14 protein-coding genes are annotated in these 17194 nt (G+C 47.3%); 10 read left to right on the top strand and 4 right to left on the bottom strand.

Annotation, left to right across the window (positions count from 1 at the left end):
- Window positions 1-204 precede the first annotated feature (204 nt).
- Both ACN4EK_RS04050 and queD read left to right on the top strand, forming a co-directional pair.
- Window positions 205-837: a 7-carboxy-7-deazaguanine synthase QueE gene (locus ACN4EK_RS04050; RefSeq protein WP_431656203.1), complete on the top strand. Its 633-nt coding sequence runs from the start codon at window positions 205-207 to the stop codon at window positions 835-837.
- Entirely contained in the window at window positions 834-1265 is a 432-nt protein-coding gene (gene queD, locus ACN4EK_RS04045; RefSeq protein ID WP_431656202.1) for a 6-carboxytetrahydropterin synthase QueD, read from the top strand. The genes ACN4EK_RS04050 and queD overlap by 4 nt, the downstream gene beginning before the upstream one ends.
- Window positions 1266-1629: 364 nt before the next feature.
- Here the strand turns inward: queD and ACN4EK_RS04040 are convergent, their stop codons facing one another.
- Entirely contained in the window at window positions 1630-2604 is a 975-nt protein-coding gene (locus ACN4EK_RS04040) for a ferritin-like domain-containing protein (protein ID WP_431656201.1), read from the bottom strand.
- Between the two features lie 328 nt (window positions 2605-2932).
- Here ACN4EK_RS04040 and ACN4EK_RS04035 point away from each other — a divergent pair, with 328 nt between their 5' ends.
- The 8 genes from ACN4EK_RS04035 to ACN4EK_RS04000 all read left to right on the top strand — a co-directional run bounded on the left by ACN4EK_RS04035 (window position 2933) and on the right by ACN4EK_RS04000 (window position 14724).
- Entirely contained in the window at window positions 2933-3451 is a 519-nt protein-coding gene (locus ACN4EK_RS04035) for a 2'-5' RNA ligase family protein (RefSeq protein ID WP_431656200.1), read from the top strand.
- A 136-nt stretch (window positions 3452-3587) separates the two neighbouring features.
- Complete coding sequence (locus ACN4EK_RS04030; protein WP_431656199.1) at window positions 3588-4001, top strand: YggT family protein; 414 nt, start codon at window positions 3588-3590, stop codon at window positions 3999-4001.
- Between the two features lie 10 nt (window positions 4002-4011).
- On the top strand, window positions 4012-5226 hold the full coding sequence (locus ACN4EK_RS04025; protein WP_431656198.1) for a sensor histidine kinase: 1215 nt from the start codon (window positions 4012-4014) through the stop codon (window positions 5224-5226).
- Between the two features lie 108 nt (window positions 5227-5334).
- Entirely contained in the window at window positions 5335-6039 is a 705-nt protein-coding gene (locus tag ACN4EK_RS04020) for a DUF6714 family protein (RefSeq protein WP_431656197.1), read from the top strand.
- Window positions 6040-6449: 410 nt separating this feature from the next.
- Window positions 6450-9260, top strand: coding sequence for a bifunctional diguanylate cyclase/phosphodiesterase (locus tag ACN4EK_RS04015; RefSeq protein WP_431656196.1), 2811 nt, complete (start codon window positions 6450-6452; stop codon window positions 9258-9260).
- A 383-nt stretch (window positions 9261-9643) separates the two neighbouring features.
- Complete coding sequence (locus tag ACN4EK_RS04010; protein ID WP_431656195.1) at window positions 9644-13279, top strand: response regulator; 3636 nt, start codon at window positions 9644-9646, stop codon at window positions 13277-13279.
- Window positions 13280-13324: 45 nt separating this feature from the next.
- Window positions 13325-14158 carry a CheR family methyltransferase gene (locus ACN4EK_RS04005; RefSeq protein ID WP_431656194.1) on the top strand — a complete coding sequence of 278 codons (834 nt, stop codon included), beginning with the start codon at window positions 13325-13327 and terminating at the stop codon, window positions 14156-14158.
- Entirely contained in the window at window positions 14158-14724 is a 567-nt protein-coding gene (locus ACN4EK_RS04000; protein WP_431656193.1) for a chemotaxis protein CheB, read from the top strand. The genes ACN4EK_RS04005 and ACN4EK_RS04000 overlap by 1 nt, the downstream gene beginning before the upstream one ends.
- Before the next feature lie 19 nt (window positions 14725-14743).
- Here the strand turns inward: ACN4EK_RS04000 and ACN4EK_RS03995 are convergent, their stop codons facing one another.
- The 3 genes from ACN4EK_RS03995 to ACN4EK_RS03985 all read right to left on the bottom strand — a co-directional run bounded on the left by ACN4EK_RS03995 (window position 14744) and on the right by ACN4EK_RS03985 (window position 16957).
- A complete protein-coding gene (locus ACN4EK_RS03995; RefSeq protein WP_431656192.1) occupies window positions 14744-15229 on the bottom strand; it encodes a universal stress protein in 486 nt (161 codons plus the stop codon).
- A 106-nt stretch (window positions 15230-15335) separates the two neighbouring features.
- Window positions 15336-15557: a DUF4327 family protein gene (locus tag ACN4EK_RS03990; RefSeq protein ID WP_431656191.1), complete on the bottom strand. Its 222-nt coding sequence runs from the start codon at window positions 15555-15557 to the stop codon at window positions 15336-15338.
- Between the two features lie 128 nt (window positions 15558-15685).
- Window positions 15686-16957 (bottom strand): cyclic nucleotide-binding domain-containing protein, encoded by a 1272-nt coding sequence (locus ACN4EK_RS03985; RefSeq protein ID WP_431656190.1) that lies wholly within the window; start codon window positions 16955-16957, stop codon window positions 15686-15688.
- Between the last annotated feature and the right edge of the window lie 237 nt (window positions 16958-17194).

Below are 17194 nucleotides of genomic sequence, written 5' to 3'. Positions count from 1 at the left end.
GGGGACAATTGACGATAACACCACTGTAGATCTACCTATTGAGAAGATCGGCTAAAGTTTATTCTCTGATAAAGAGATTCATGTCTCGTTACATGATGTCAATTAGAGCAACGGTTCAGTGCTTCAGTCGCCTTGAGGGGACAAGGCTTGCCAGCGATCGACTACGATCGCTAAGATAGCAGGGCATTAGCAGGAGGGGTATGAGTGATTACAGTGGATGAAACGATTCAGCTACCGATTCATGAGACGTTTCAACGTACCGTCCAGGGTGAGGGGTTTTGGACAGGAACTTTGGTTGATTTTATTCGACTGGCAGGATGCCCAGTGGGTTGCCCCTGGTGTGATACGGGCTATAGCGACGGGGGGCAACATACGCCAAGAGAACTGCGATCGCTCCAGGCGTTAGTGCAAGAGTTGCAATCGCCTCGGACGGTAATTAGTGGTGGAGAACCATTTATGCACAGGTCACTTGCTGAGTTAGTACAGGCAATTTTTGCTACGGGTCGATCGGTGAATATTGAAACTTCAGGAGCATTTTGGCAGGATGTACCTTTGGCAACCTGGATTACCCTATCCCCGAAACAGCATATCAATCCGAAGTTTCCAGTTCAGCCAGAGTTTTGGCAACGAGCCGATGAAATCAAATTAATCATTAGTACCGGAGCAGAAGTGGAGTTTTATCAGCCTTATTTGAACCAGCTTTTCCATCGTCCGGTGTTTCTCCAACCAGAATGGAATGAGCGCGATCGGGCGATTCCAATCATCCTAAAATTACTGCAACAATATCCCACTTATCGACTTTCCCTTCAAACGCATAAATATATAGGTGTGGCATGATTAATCAATGGATTTTGGGTAAAGAGTTTCGCTTTGAAGCAGCGCATGAGTTGCCGCATTACGATGGCAAATGCGCCAGATTACATGGGCATAGCTGGCGAGGGGTGGTTTATGTCAGTGGTAGCCACTTAGTGCAATCAGGGGCAAAGTCGGGGATGGTAATGGATTATGAAGAGATCAAACAATTTCTCAATCCCTTAGTAGAGGATTATTTAGATCACTATTTTCTGAATAAATCCACTGGTCTGGAAAACCCAACGAGTGAAGAACTAGCTCGCTGGATTTTTGAGCAACTGGAGCAACGCGGATTACCGGGATTAGTCGCTGTCAGAATTGATGAAACCTGTACTTCTACCTGTATCTATACCCGATCGCCCCAGGTCGGCAGTCAGCTACTAGCGACCAATGCAGCATCGATCGCGGGGTAGTTAATTCCTTGGGAAGGGCAGTTTATACACCGCCCCTTAGAGATCTCTTTTAGATTAGGACGTGTTTTAAAACCTTTTGTTTGATTTATTGGTACTAGAGTGATCCCCCTAAATCCCCCTTGACGAGGCTACGGTGTACACACAAGTCGAGTCTGACTTCGTTTAAATTTTCTACGCCCCCTTTTCTGGTATGCCCGCAGGGCTTTAAGCCCCCAATTCTGGGGGACTTTGAATACCGAGTTCCCCCCAGAATTGGGGGGCTAGGGGGGCAGAATGCAGGATCTTGAGGTAGTTGAGGAGCTGTGTGTATACAGTAGCCTTTTTAAGGAGGGTTAGGGAGGAGCGAAGGGTTTTAACACACAGATTAGGCAATGCGGCGATCGCATACAGATCGTGTTCTTAACTTTGGTGAATCACCAAACAAATGTTTGAGATAGCTGTAGCTCAACTCTTGATTCCAGCGACGTAACCGCGCCATAATTCTGACCATTGTGAAGGTTAATTCCACAGCTAGTACGGCATTTTTCAACCCTTTAGTACGACTGATTAAATCAGGGCTGTTGGTACGTTCCCCTTTATGGTGTTTGAGCAACAACATTAAATTCCGTACTGATCCTCGCAGTTGTTGGAAATAAGAATCGGCAAATGCCCAACGGCTGAACCCCCAAAATTTTGCCAAATGATTGATTTCGTCTTGAAACGGTTGCGCGATCGCCTGCTGTAATTCCCCCGTTGAATGTGCCATCAGCCAGAGATAAACCGATGCGGCTCCCCATTCAGTGGTAATGCGGCTCATCACATGGCTATGTAGATCTGCCCAAGGGTCATTAGTGGGTTGAAATCCAGCGACAGAATTTGGTTTAGGTATGAGTTTCTGTCCTGTCAATTGTTGATAAATCTTGCTAAATGCTGGGGCATGTTGCCGTTCTTCTTTCTCCCAAACGCCAACGGTTAGGGTTGTATCATCCTCGGCATATTCGCCGCCCATAAACCTTGCCATCTGGGGATGGACTCGATCTAGATAATCGTGGCTTTCCTTGGAATAAGCTCGAATTGGGGCTTCAATTTCCGTCGCTCCAGCTAAAACTTGTAGAAATAGATCTGGATCAATGCCAATAATTTGGCTACGATCGATCTGCTGCCAGCAAATCGGTTCCCAAGGGTGTTGATGGGGCTGAGTAAATTGACTGGGTAAATCTGACAGGCGATCGCTCAGGAGTTCGATCGAGACATACTGGTTAATTAAACGCTTAATCCTAGCCCGTGTATGGATGTAGTGAGGGTGATCAACCCGAGCACCCGCTAAATCGATCGGACGGATTTTAGTTGCCTTAGCCATATTTCTAAACCTCAATCATGCAAGTCTTGAGAAATGTTCAGAGGGCGTTTGAAAAGTCACAATCGTTACCTGAACTGCCCCCCTAACCCCCCAATTCTGGGGGGAACCGGATTCAAAGTCCCCCAGAATTGGGGGATTTAGGGGGCTAGTGCAATCGTTTTGATACTTTTAAAACATCCTCTCAGGCTCTAATTCCTGACTGTGTTTAGCATAATCGGCATGCATAAAGAAATTGGCTGAAAAATTGGCTGAAAAATTGGCGTAGTTAAACGATAAATTGTCAGTAATAGGCAACTTTAGTTGAAATGTTCTCGTAGGTAATCTTTTTGTGACTACTGCGCCTCTAATTCTGACCTTAAAGCTGGATCAATCTAGCTTCGATCGCTTCACTGCATTACGCCAGCAGTATTTTCCACCAGAAAGGAATTTTTTGTCGGCTCATATTACGCTGTTTCATGCCCTGCCAGGTGAGCAAATAATCCCAATTCAAGAGACTTTAAGTTCTGTTTGTTCACAAACGGCGCAACTACCTTTGCAGTTTCCCCAACTGCGTTTTTTAGGTCGAGGGGTAGCGGTAGAGGTAGCTTCTCCTCAGTTAAAGCAATTGCGACAGCAGTTGGCTCAAGCTTGGCAATCCTGGCTGACAGCTCAAGATCGGCAGGGCTATCGACCCCATATCACGATTCAAAATAAAGTCAGCAGCACCGAAGCTCGACAGGTATACGCCCAACTGAGTCAGTCCTGGCAACCCAGTAATGGACAGGGTGAGGGTCTGCTGCTTTGGCATTATCAAGGGGGACCTTGGCAACTCGCGACCCAGGTTTTATTTACCTCTACCACACCATAAATCTGTCTTTAGGGCGTTGCTGAAGTAGGGACAAATCATCTATTAAATAGACCATTGGTAAGAGAATTGTAGATCCTCTCTGGTCTAGAAATTACTCTTATTTGTCCTGCCGACCTGCCAATTTGGAGAAGTTGTTATGAGCCAAGATCCCTACCGATCGCCGGATAATTTTGAGCGTCAGCGATCGCTGCAACATGAAGAAGAAGCGTTTCAACTTCGTCAAGAAGAACGCCGCTTAGAATTAGCAAGACGTAGAGCCACATTAGGTTGGGTAACGAATAGTATTTACCTGTTAGTCGGGTTATTAGAAGTTCTGTTACTGTTACGCTTTTTCCTGCGGTTAGCGGGGGCAAATACCCAAAATACGTTTGCACAGTTTATCTACAATCTTTCAGAACCATTTGTCGCTCCCTTCTCTACGCTCTTTGTGAGTCCCGTTACGGCTGGAGGAGCCAGTATTTTTGATGTCAATGTGTTGATTGCCATGATCGTATATGCGCTTTTAGGTTGGTTGGCAATTTGGCTATTTAAGTTTGTGCAAGGGCGCTAACGAGGACAGGATGGATTTTAGCCAAAAATTACAGGAGAAAAGTCAAACGATCGTCGATCGCTGGGTAGAAACGGTTTATCAAGATGAGCAAATAGAAGCCACAAAAGAACTCACCTTCAAGGCTGTTCGGGATAGTTTACCGAAGGTATTAGAAGCTCTAGCAACAGTGCTTGCCGTATCGGAACCTAACGATTTAACGACCTTAAGAGATGCCAGTCTGGAGCATGGTCGGCTGCGAGCAGAACAGGGATTTGAGCCGGATGAGATTGCTCGGGAGTATCGATTACTGCGGCATGTGATTTTCTCTGAAATGGAACCTGATTTAGTTCAGGGTTCTCCTACCGAAATTTTACGGGCAGTACGATTGATTGACATGGTGATCGATGAAGCGATCGCCCGGTGTTTCAATAGTTATACCGATGGTCGATTGCAGGAATTAAAACACCTCCAAAGTCAACTCAGTTTAACCAATCAAGAACTCACTCGATTAGTTCGCGCTAGTAAAGACAACTTAGCCCAACTCGCCCATGAATTGAAAACCCCGTTGACATCCATTATTGGCTATGCAGATTTATTTCTGCGTCAACAGCGTCAACGTGAAGTAGCTCCGAAGGATATCTATCCAAACCTAGAAAATATTGAGCAAGTGCTGCGTAGTGGCAGGTTATTACTGCGGTTAATTAATGATGCCTTGGAAATCTCCCGATATGATGCTGGCAAGATGAAATTACAACCAGGATTAACGGAGGTACGGGAGTTAATTAATTCAGTGACTGAGTTAGTTGAACCGTTAGCGGTTAGTAAGGAATTATCTCTAACGATCAATTACGATCGTGCGCCAGCGCATGTGCTGACTGATCCCCTGAGATTTCAACAGGTTCTGACAAATCTACTCAGCAATGCGATTCGCTATACCGAAACTGGATTCGTGCATTTAGAGTGCTGGGAATTACCTGAGCAACGGTGGGCGGTTGCTGTTTCAGATAGTGGCATTGGTATTGCTCTTAACGCCCAAAAATCGATTTTTGAACCTTATTTCCAGGTCACAGCCACCTCAGAACAGCAGAAAGCCGATAGCACTGGATTAGGTTTAGCGATCGTCTCTCGCTTAGTGAAACTGCTGCAAGGCGAGATCACCGTTGCCTCTCAGTCTGGTCAGGGATCAACTTTTACCATGATCTTGCCCTTAGACGTGACCTTTCCGACCAACCCGCAGCCGGAGTAAAGTACAACGTTCAAATAGCCACATTCAACCGGCATAATTGCAGTATTGAAGACTCGACATTCTCGATCGAGAGGCTTCGTCCCTATCTCTACTGACTATGTTGGCGACATGAAGATTGAGACGCTTTACCCTTGCCCGTGTTGTGGCTACAGAACGCTGAACCTTGAGCCACCAGGAACCTATCTCATCTGTCCAATATGCTTTTGGGAAGATGATGGGGATACAGGAGCAGCCGGTGGATATAGCTGGGTAGGATCTAATCAGGTCAGTTTACGGCAGGCGCAACGGAATTTTATTGCCTTTGGCGCTTGTGAGCGGCAATGGTTAAAGGATGTTCGTTCACCCACACCGGATGATGTGCAAGACCCCAATTGGCAGACACTGGATGACTTGGCTGAAAAAACTCGATCCGAGCTAATTGAGGAGATTACTATTGCTTTCAAAGATGTAGTCCTTGAAGATGGAGTCTCACTCCATGAAGCACGGGCATTAGATGATTATCAGGATCCAAAACAGGCACGTCAAATTGATTGTAAAGTGCCCTGGCAAGAGATTCCTGTTGATTGGATTGAGAACTTCCATGATGTTTTCGCATTTATGGATGCAAAAGGGTTTCGATATGCGATTCCAGCGTATATGGTTTGGTGTTTGAAGTACAACAAGCATGATACAAATTCCTTTGCTGCGACGGTGGCATCCTTGAAGTCCTACAATTACCAAAGTAGGTTTTTTGGCGATCTGGATGCCACTCAGAAACAAGTAATCTCTAAGTTCATGAACTTTATCAATACCTTCGTTTGGTCAGTTGAATAGAGTACTCGATCGTGCTTCGTTGTGATTAATGGGTATGGTGGTACAACGCCGTGAACTGGGCACAGTTAAACAAGCTAACTTAGTGTTAGAGTGAGCTTGAATCATTGCGTGAAGAGTTCTATTAAAGTTCTTTAATTACATCATGTTTTGAGAGCAGGGTAGAGAAGTAGATCTACCATTGACTGTAATCTATGATGTGTATATGTAATCGCGAGGGTTGGTGATGCTTATTCAGGGGTGGAATCGGGAATCCTGAGAGTAGTTTGCGGTTGTTCAGAAGCCTCCTGGCTATTTTAGCCAAGTTGAGTCTAATTTTTATATGTCAGAAGGAAATTAACCATATAAGATAAAGTTCAGGAGCATAGAACCGCTTTAGGTTGGCAATAAACTAATTAAACAATGCTGTGGCTATGGCAAACCAGCGATTCTTTTCCTATGAACAACCGTTTCCAGAGGATTGGGAGAATACGCCAGAGCCTGTTAAGCGGTTGGTGGAATTTTTGATTGTCGGTACACCTGGTTCAGAAACGGATGATCGATTAATGCGATCGCTTGCTACTAACTCAACTGGATCTCCGGTTCCCGATATTACTGGACAGCAGATTGTCGAAAATATTCTGCTTAGAAGCGAACGCCGCTACCGCCAAGTAATTCAGGCGCAAACCGATCTAATTTTGCGATCGCTGCCAGATACTACCATTACCTTCGCTAATGATGCACTTTGTTCTGTTCTGGGACGCTCGATCGACGATGTTGTAGGCATGCGGTGGAGTCATTTTGTCCCGTCGGCAGAGGTCGATCAGCTATATGCCAAGATTGCTGATCTGACTCCACAAAACCCGATATTTGAAAGCATTAATCAAGATTACCGTTCGGACAATCAGGTTGGTTGGACCCATTGGGTAAATCTGGGGATTTTCAACGATCGAGGGGAGTTAGTGGAGATTCAATCCGTGGGGCGAGATGTCACTGAGTTGCAGGAGAAAATTTTGCGGGAGCAGGCTTTAAACCGGGTGTTTCAGGCAATTCGCAACTCGCTAGAGTTGGAAACCGTTTTTGCCACCGCCACGACAGAAGCGGCTCAACTTTTGAAAAATCTTGATTGCTTTGTTGTGCAATATCTGCCTGAGCAGGGAGTCTGGAAACATATTGCTGGCTATCGTCATCACTCAGAGATTACCACTGCGATCGGGCTGGAGATTCCCGATCCGGGCAATCCGTTTGCGGCTCAACTGAAGCAATTGCAGATTGTCAAAGTCGGTGATACAACGAATTTGAGCGATGACATTAACCGGGAAGTTGCCCAAACTTTGCCTGGAGCCTGGTTACTCATTCCCCTGGTGATTGAAGGAACGTTGTGGGGCAGCTTTACCATTACGACAACCCAACATCCGTTTACCTGGCACGATGAGCAGGTTGCCTTAGCACAGGCTATTGCCGAGCAACTGGAGGTGGCAATTCAACAGGCTCATCTTTATCAGCAAGTACAACTGGAGCTAGAAGAACGTCGTCGAGTAGAGACGGCATTGCGAGAGAGTGAAACTCGCTATCGATTGTTAGCTGAAAATATGAATGATCTCGTCTGTCTGCATGATTTACAGGGACGCTATCTCTATGTCAGCCCTTCCTGTGAAGTGTTGCTGGGTTATCGATATGACGAAATGCTGGGCAAAGATGCCTATAGTTTTTTCCATCCGGACGATCGCGATCGCATTTATCGGGAAGCGCATACCGCCGCCGTTAGTGGAAAACCAACACCCATTACCTATCGCATCTGTCGGAAATCGGGGCACTACATCTGGTTTGAAACCCTGACTAAACCGATCGTGAATGCCACCGGACAAATCGTACAACTACAAACCACCTCTCGGGATGTGACTGCCCGTATCCAGGTACAAAATCAGTTAAAGCACGATGCTTTACATGATGCCTTAACCGGATTACCGAATCGCTATCTGTTAATGGAACGCTTAGAATTGGCGATGAATCGCGCCAAACGGTTTGATAATTATTGCTTTGCCGTATTATTCCTTGACCTCGATCGATTTAAGGTGATCAACGATAGTTTGGGGCATTTAGCGGGAGATCAATTATTACTTGCGATCGCCCAAAAGCTACAGGGGACGCTCCGCAGCATTGATCTGGTGGCTCGCCTGGGGGGAGATGAATTTGTCATCCTGCTGGAAGAGATTGCTGATGTGCAAGAGGCAGTGCGTGCTACGGAACGAATTTTTGCTGTGTTACAAGCTCCGTTTACGATCGAAGGTCGGGAGGTATACACAACCTCTAGCATCGGCATTGTGTTAGGGAGTCAGGATTATACTCAAGCGGCTCATCTGTTACGAGATGCAGATATTGCCATGTATCGGGCAAAACATCAAGGCAAAGCGCGGTACGAAATTTTTGGGGTGGAGATGCATCGGCAAGCCTTGAACCGTTTGCATTTAGAGAATGATTTACGGCGGGCGATCGACAGTCAGGAATTTGTATTGTACTATCAGCCCATTGTTGCCCTGGAGACTGGTGAACTGGTGGGGTTTGAAGCCTTAATCCGATGGCAACATGCCACTCAAGGATTAAAAGCTCCAGGCGACTTCATAGCGGTGGCTGAAGAAACTGGACTAATCACACGGCTAGACTACTGGGCACTGTGGGCTGCCTGTCAGCAACTGGCAACCTGGCAACTGAGGTTTCCCGATCTGGTAACGATGAAAGTGAGCGTCAACCTTTCCGCTCAAGATCTACGCCGCTCCGATCTCCTGGAAGAGGTCGATCGAGTTCTGGCGCAGACGCGTTTACCAGGTCGTTGTCTGACATTAGAAATTACTGAAAGTATGTTGATTGAAGATGTTGTATCGACAATTCATTTGCTCAGCCAGTTGAAGGAACGGGGAATTCAAATTAGTATTGATGACTTTGGTACAGGATATTCATCCCTGAATTATTTGCATCGATTACCCGTTAATAATTTGAAAGTCGATCGCTCATTTGTCAATCAAATTCAACCTGACCAACGAAAGCATCAAATTGTAGAAACGATCGTGGCGTTAAGTAATCAGTTAGAACTGGACACGATCGCGGAAGGAATCGAAACTCAACAACAACTTGAATACTTGTATCATTTAGGCTACAAATTTGGTCAAGGCTATTTATTCTCGCATCCCCTCAGCCAAGCCGCTACAGAAACTTTACTCATCAGTAAACGTTCGTTCATCGAATAACTTGCTAAAAATGCAAAACCTTTCTTGAGCCACATGATGTTTTTCTTTTCAAAAAGCTTAAGGATCGATCTTGGCTGGCAGGTAAAGATGTATTCTTAGGATCGGAGATTTATTCAGGTGTAATTTTGCGTAGATGTGTAGCATTCGGTAAACATTCCTTGCCATTGCCCCAAAAATCTCTGCTGTAGCTTGCTTCCCGGAGGGTATACCGCGTCCGTACAGAGAGATGCGGAGTGATTGAATTCCCATTCCTTAGCACACCCATGATCAACTGCAAGATTATCCTGGCGAAGATTCAGCATCTTTAGCATTCTGCCCAGATACGGTGTGCGGTATATTTACTACAATCGTAATTTGACCGTTCTTCAACCCTGATCGTCTACATGTTTAATCGCTTTAAAATTGGTACTCGAATTGGTGGAGGTTTTGCCTTAGGATTGACCATTTTAACGGCGATCGGGATTGTCTCGTATCGAACAACAACCAATTTGATTGAAAACGCCGAGCAAGAACGCACGACTTATCGAGTATTAGGGCAACTGAATACTCTAAAGACAGAATTAGTCAATGCTGAAACCGGGCAACGTGGTTACATCATTACTGGACAGCCCCGTTATTTGGTTCCCTACGACAATGGGTTAAAGGAGATTGAACGCAGTTATACCATTCTTCAACAACTGACCGAGGACAACCCCAATCGCCAAAACCGATTAAATGATTTACAACCCGTCGTGGAAGCCAGGTTGGCAAGGTTGCGAGAGGGCATTCGCCTGCGGGATAGTGGCGGGTTTGCAGCCGCCCAGGCGTTTGTGTTGAGGGATGAAGGGCGGCAGTTAATGCAGCAAGTCCGTCAGTTGATTGAAGAGATCCAGTTAGAGGAACAAAAGCTGTTGCAGCAGCGATCGCGCAATGCCCAACTGGCAGCCCAGCAAACGGTTAACACGATCGCCTATGGCGTTCCGGCCGCCTTTATCATCTTGTCGATCATTGGCATTTGGTTATCTCGAAATATTTCCCGCCCCCTGCGCCAACTATCTCTGACCGCAGAAGCGATCGCGGCGGGGGATTTATCTGTTGATTTGCCAGAAAGTCGTTCGCGGGATGAAACTGGGATACTGACTCGTTCGTTTAACCAGATGGTGATGAATCTACGGGAGACGATTCAGACGAATGAGAACCAACGGTGGTTAAAGTCAAATCTGGCAGATCTGTCGCAATCCCTCCAGGGTCAGCGATCGCTTGAAACAGTCGCTCATCTGGTTCTGAGTCGATTAGCGCCATTGATGGAGGCACAACAGGGGCTGTTTTATCTGCTGGATTCGCATCAAGATCCACCCGTACTGCGATTGTTGAGTAGCTATGCTCATCAGGAACGGAGACATCTGGCAAATCAGTTTCAGTTGGGGGAGGGGTTAGTCGGACAATGTGCGTTAGAGCGGCAGCGTATTCTGCTCACAAATGTGCCAGGAGATTATATTCGTATTACCTCTGGGTTGGGTGAAGCGGTTCCCCTCAATATTGTGGTCGTTCCCCTGTTGTTTGAGAATCAAGTCAAAGGGGTGATTGAGCTCGCCTCTTTATATCGCTTCACGGATGTGCAGTTAACGCTTGTGGAAGAGGCCTGTGGGGTAATCGGGGTGATGCTGAATGCGATCGCGGCATACCTGAAAACCCAGGAGTTACTGGAACAGTCGCAACACCTGACGGAAGAATTACGGGATCAACAAGAGGAACTGCTTCAAAGCAATCAGCTTTTAGAGGAAAAGACCCAATCCCTACAGGAATCAGAGTTGGTATTGCAACAGCAACAGGAAGAGCTACAGCAATCGAATGAAGAGTTACAACAGTTAAATGAAGAGCTAGAAGAAAAAGCAGAACTTCTGGAATCTCAAAAGCAGCAGGTTGAACGCAAGAATCAAGAGATCGAACAGGCACAGCAGGAATTACAAGAACAAACTCGCCAATTAGCTTTATCGTCTAAGTATAAATCCGAGTTTTTGGCGAATATGTCCCATGAATTGCGGACTCCACTCAATAGTTTGCTGATTCTGGCGAAACTACTTAGTGATAATGAAGGTGGTAATTTAACTGAAAAACAGGTTGACTACAGTCGCACAATCCACGCGGCTGGAGTTGATTTATTAGCATTGATTAATGACATCCTTGACTTAGCCAAAATTGAGTCGGGAACGATGCCGATCGCCATTGAAACCGTGAACTTTTCTACGGTTAAGCTGGAGTTAGAACGCACCTTTCAACCAATCGCGGTGAATAAAGGACTCCAGTTGGAAATTACGCCGGATGCCCAATTACCCCCTAGCCTCTCCACCGATCCCAGGCGGCTTCAGCAAATTCTCAAAAATCTGCTCTCTAATGCCTTGAAATTTACCGATCAGGGCAGTGTCACACTCCAGATTCAGAGAGCGACAATGGCACGAATTGCCTTTATTGTTCGTGATACGGGTATTGGCATTGCACCAGACAAGCAGCAGTCGATTTTTGCGGCCTTTCAACAAGCGGATGGCACAACCAGCCGTAAATATGGCGGTACAGGATTAGGGCTGTCGATTAGCCTGGAACTGGCGCAGTTGTTAGGTGGCACGATCGAACTGATCAGCCAATTGGGACAGGGCAGCACCTTCACGCTGTATTTACCTGAACACTACGCGGCTCCTGAACCAACCATGACGACAAGTTCGGGGTTGCCCACGACGACACACCCTCCGGCGCTCCATCCAGCACCATCCCCAGGCATAGGCGGATCTCCCCTGGCAAAAATTTCCCCCCGCTTGCAACCGGCTCCGTCCAGCGAGATTCAAGACGATCGAGAACATTTGCAACCCGGCGATCGCATTCTGTTAGTGATTGAGGATGATCTGAGTTTTGCCCGCATTCTACTGGATATGGCACACCAGCAGGGGTTTAAAGTGCTGATTGCCCTCCAGGGTCAAGCCGGATTAAGTCTAGCCCAGCACTTCATTCCTGCCGCGATTACGCTGGATCTACATTTACCCGATATGGAAGGTTGGGCGGTGTTGGAGCAGTTAAAGCATGATCCCATAACTCGCCACATTCCCATTCACATTATGACGGTGGATGAGCAGCAACCGCGCGAATTTCAGATGGGGGCGATCGCCCATATCCAGAAGCCTGTTGCTCCGGACATATTGACCCAAACCCTAACGGAAATTAATCAGTTTATCGATCGACAAATCAGACATTTATTAGTGATTGAAGATGATGCCGTTCAGGCAGAAAGCATTATTGAATTAATTGGCGGAGACGATATCGTCAGTACCGCCGTACATACGGGAGCCGATGCGTTGGAGTTCCTGAAATCTCATCCCTGTGATTGTGTGGTGCTCGATCTGGGTCTACCCGATATGAGTGGGTTTGCCTTGATTGAACAAATTAAACACGAGCCGAATTTAGCCACTCTACCCATTATTATTTACACCGGCAAAGAACTGACTGCCACGGAAGAGACTCAGTTACGCCGCTTAACGGAAACCATCATTGTTAAAGATGTGCGATCGCCGGAACGGCTGTTAGATGAAACGGCATTATTTCTGCACCGAATTCAGGCCAATCTTCCCCCTGCCAAGCAGCATATCCTGGAGCAACTACAACAAGCGGACTCCACCCTGGCAGGTAAAAAAGTCCTAATTGTAGATGATGATGTCCGGAATATTTTTGCGCTGACTAGCCTGTTAGAGCAGTACCAAGTCGAGGTATTATTTGCCGAAAATGGCAGAACCGGGATTGAAGTGTTGCAGGCAAATCCAGATACGGGGGTTGTGCTGATGGATGTAATGATGCCGGAAATGGATGGGTATGAAACCACCCAACTCATCCGCCAACAGGAACAGTTTCGCTCGTTACCAATTATTGCGTTAACCGCCAAGGCGATGCAGGGCGATCGCGAAAAATGTATTGAAGCAGGGGCATCGGACTACATTACTAAGCCGGTAGACACAAATCAGTTACTTTCCCTCCTTCGCCTGTGGTTATATCGCTAGAATAAAAATAAAATCCAGTTTGAGATAGCGATCAATGTCAGATTTATGGTTCCAGCGAGGGTGATTACTCCGGAAGAAATAGAAGTTCAGTTGTTGATCGAAGCGGTCTACCGTCGCTACGGCTATGACTTTCGGAACTATGCCTTAGCGTCCTTAAAACGGCGAATTTATAACTTCCTCCGGACTGAAAAGCTACCCAGCCTATCGAGGTTGCAGGAGCGAATTTTGCACGATCGGGCCTGTGTAGAACGCTTAGTTCTGGGGCTAACCGTTAACACAACGGCAATGTTTCGTGATCCCAGCTTTTATTTAGCCTTCCGAGAATATGCGGTACCCATCCTGCGGACTTATCCCTTCATTCGGCTCTGGCACGCCGGGTGTTCGACCGGGCAGGAGGTATACTCAATGGCAATTTTGTTGCAAGAAGCGGGACTTTATCATCGCTGCCGGATTTATGCGACCGATGCTAATCCCAAAGTGTTGCAAGTGGCCAAAAGTGGCATTTATCCCTTGCGGCAGATGCAGGAGTATACTCCGCTTTACCTCAAAGCCGGAGGACAACGGGCGTTTTCGGAATACTACACCGCTAATTATGGTAGTGCGGTCATCCGATCGTCGCTTCAGGAACAGGTTGTCTTTGGGCAGCACAATCTAGTCACCGATCGATCGTTTAACGAATTTAATGTGATTATTTGCCGCAATGTTTTAATTTACTTTAATCAGGCATTACAAAATCAGGTGCACGAATTGTTTTACAACAGCCTATGTAAATTTGGCATTCTGGGCTTAGGGAAACAGGAAACGCTGCGATTTACCGACTATGAACACCATTACGATCCCTTAGCCAGGGCTGACAAGTTATATCGGAGGCGTAATTAGTGCCATTTAAATTAATTACGATCGGTGCGTCTTTGGGAGGATTAGCTGCCCTAAGGACTATCCTGAAGCACCTGCCAACGAACTTACCAGCGGCAATTGCGATCGTTCAGCATCGTCATAAAGAATCAGCTAATACGTTAGCGGCTCACTTGCAACAATTTACGCCTTTGCCTGTATATGAGGTGGAGGATAAACAAATCATTTCCCCCGGAGAGGTGTATCTGGCTCCGGCGGATTATCACTTGCTCGTAGAGCCCGGTTATTTTTCGCTGTCTACGGATGATCCGGTATCCTATGCCCGTCCGTCGATCGATGTGTTGCTGGAATCGGCGGCAGATGCCTATGGTGAACAAGCGATCGGGGTACTGCTCACGGGAGCTAACCAGGATGGGGTACGGGGTCTGTTTGCCATTAAGGTACATGGGGGACTGGCGATCGTGCAATTACCCGAGACGGCTGAAAGTCCGGTGTTGCCGATGGCAGCGATTTCAACCGTAGCCATTGATTGGATCCTTCCCCTGGAACAGATCGCGGCTCACCTAGTTCAGCTTTGCCAGCCAGGTTAATAGGGAGCAAATCCGATTTCTATAAGCCACCTTTGACCACAAAGACCGAGCAAGGGGCATGGTGCAGAACGTAATTACTGACACTACCCAGCAGCAGTTCTTGTAACCCCGATCGACCACGACTGCCCAGGAGGATCAGGTCAGCATCCCAGGTTCTGGCTAACCGACAGATTGCCCGTCCGGGACTGTCCGGCAATTGTTGAAATTCAACCGTTACCCCTGCCTGCCGAGCGGTAGCTGCCAGAGCTTGTAGGGTCTTCAGATTTTCGGCAGCGTAAGTTTCCCACTGTTGCCGCCAAAGTTCCAGATTCAACTCATTACCGGGTGACCAATACATCGTGTCGGCATTGGGCGGAATCGGCAAGGGGCTACCCTCTTCATCACTGGAGAGTACATGCACCAGCATGAGTTGGGCAGATGACGTTTTGGCTAATCCCAGGGCAGTTTCAAACACCACGGTTGCCAGGGATGAATGATCGATCGCCACCAAAATTTTTGTAAACATACACCTCTCCCCATAGCAAATGCTCTGCCACCCGCCGCTCTGACGATCGCAGCCAGGAGCATCCATGCCATTGATTGACTGAATAAAGTAGTGATTCAGTGATGAATTAATCCTCTTGCCATACTTCCTGACTGAGCAGATCACCAATCCGATCTCTGAGTAAGAACTCGTTTTGTTCTAGTTCAGCTTCAATGTAGCCCCATTCCTGAATTGGGAAGCAGTGGCACAGGCAATAGATCGGCTGATGGCGACTTAGAGTTCCTTGCCGCACCATATATGCCACTTCATCTTTAATCACATCCAGGGAGTACCGAACGGTCGAGATCATAGTTCCCTCCCCTACTGAATTTTGCACCTTACCCCTAACCAGGCTAGTGGTGACACTATCCCTACCTTCAGAGTAAAACAGGAAATGGGGACTGGCGCAAACCGATCGAATTCTTATCATCTCTGGGGCTAACGATCGGATAGCGACACCCAAAAGCCCAGTAGAAAGCCCAGGATGGTGGAGAAATTTACGGAAGCTCCGCCTAATTCATACGCCTCTGGCATCATGGTGCTGGCAATCATTGCCAGAATCGCCCCACCCGCGATCGCCTGAATCACTGCCATAATCAGGGGATCGCTACTGCCCTGCAAGAAATTACCCGCGATCGCCCCTAGCCCACTGAGCAGCACCACTCCACTCCATAGCGCCAGAATATATTTGACCGGAGTGCCGGACTTTTTCATCCCGATCGAACTGGATAGGGCTTCCGGGAAATTAGAGATAAACACAGCTAACAGAAACGATTCCCCGACATGACTGTGTTGCACCGTCATCCCCAGGACTAACGATTCAGGAATATTATCAATCAACGACCCACACAGAATCGCGATGGGAGCCGATCGTTCAGTCAATTGCTGAAGCATGGCTTGCTGTTCCGGCAACGGTAGATCTAACTCGGTGCTATCCAGTACCTCCTGTCGCCAGCGCTGGCGGCGTTGTTCGGCTTCTGCCTGGGATTCCGTGGTGGCTTGCAGACGGCGAGCCAGAATCCGACTAAGGGATTGAGATAACTGGGGAGTCCGAGCCAGAACCGCATTAAAATCAGCTTGCTTTAACTCATACAATTCCATTGGCGATCGCGCGATCACAGTAGCAGAGCGGGGTTCCCCAGTGAGCATTGCCATTTCCCCAAACACTTCCCCGGCGGATAAGACGGTAATGAACTGTTGCCCTTTACGAATTTCGGCTGCTCCGGTCAGGATTAGATACATCGAATCGCCTGCCATGCCCTCCTGACAGAGAATGCTACCTGCGTCCGCCGTACAGAGTTTGAGAAACGGAATAATGGCTTGCATTTCCGCCGGGGGAATATTTTGCATCACCTCGATCTGTGCCAATCGATCGAGGATTTCTGACGCAGCTTCCTGGCGTTGCTGAAACAAATACCGCCGACTGGAAGCCGGATGCCGCAAAAATCCGCCCCACTGGTCGATATACCAGTTGATTAACGTAAATAAACTGCCACCAGCCAGAAAGCCAATGATCAGGGGCAAAAAGCCACTTTGTTGATAGACCTGCATGGTAATTTCAAAGGCGATCGCAGAGAGCAATGTGCCACTGCCAAACGCCATGATCGCTGCCGAAAAAGTGCGACTGGGTTGCCAAATGGCTCCTAATCCGGCTCCCGCTAACAAACTGGAAGCGCCTAAAATTCCTTGTAAAAAAGCAGTTGCTGCCATGGTGCTTTCAGCTTACTGCAAAATTTTGTTCCAGGTAGAAATATAAATAAGCAGGTAGGTGCAATTAAACTAACTATGCTGAAATTGCCCTCATCCCCAACCCCCTTCTCCCAACGTTGGGCTACTATGTACACACAAATCGAGTCTGACTTCGTTTGCATCCTTTTAGCCCCCTAAATCCCCCAATTCTGGGGGACTTTGAATCGTTCGGCTCCCCCAGAATTGGGGGTTGGGGGG

It is taken from the genome of Pantanalinema rosaneae CENA516 (assembly GCF_050753385.1).
GTDB classification, from domain to species: domain Bacteria; phylum Cyanobacteriota; class Cyanobacteriia; order Leptolyngbyales; family Leptolyngbyaceae; genus Pantanalinema; species Pantanalinema rosaneae.
The sequence above is the reverse complement of the archived record's forward strand: the minus strand, read 5'-3'. Positions and strand labels throughout refer to the sequence as shown.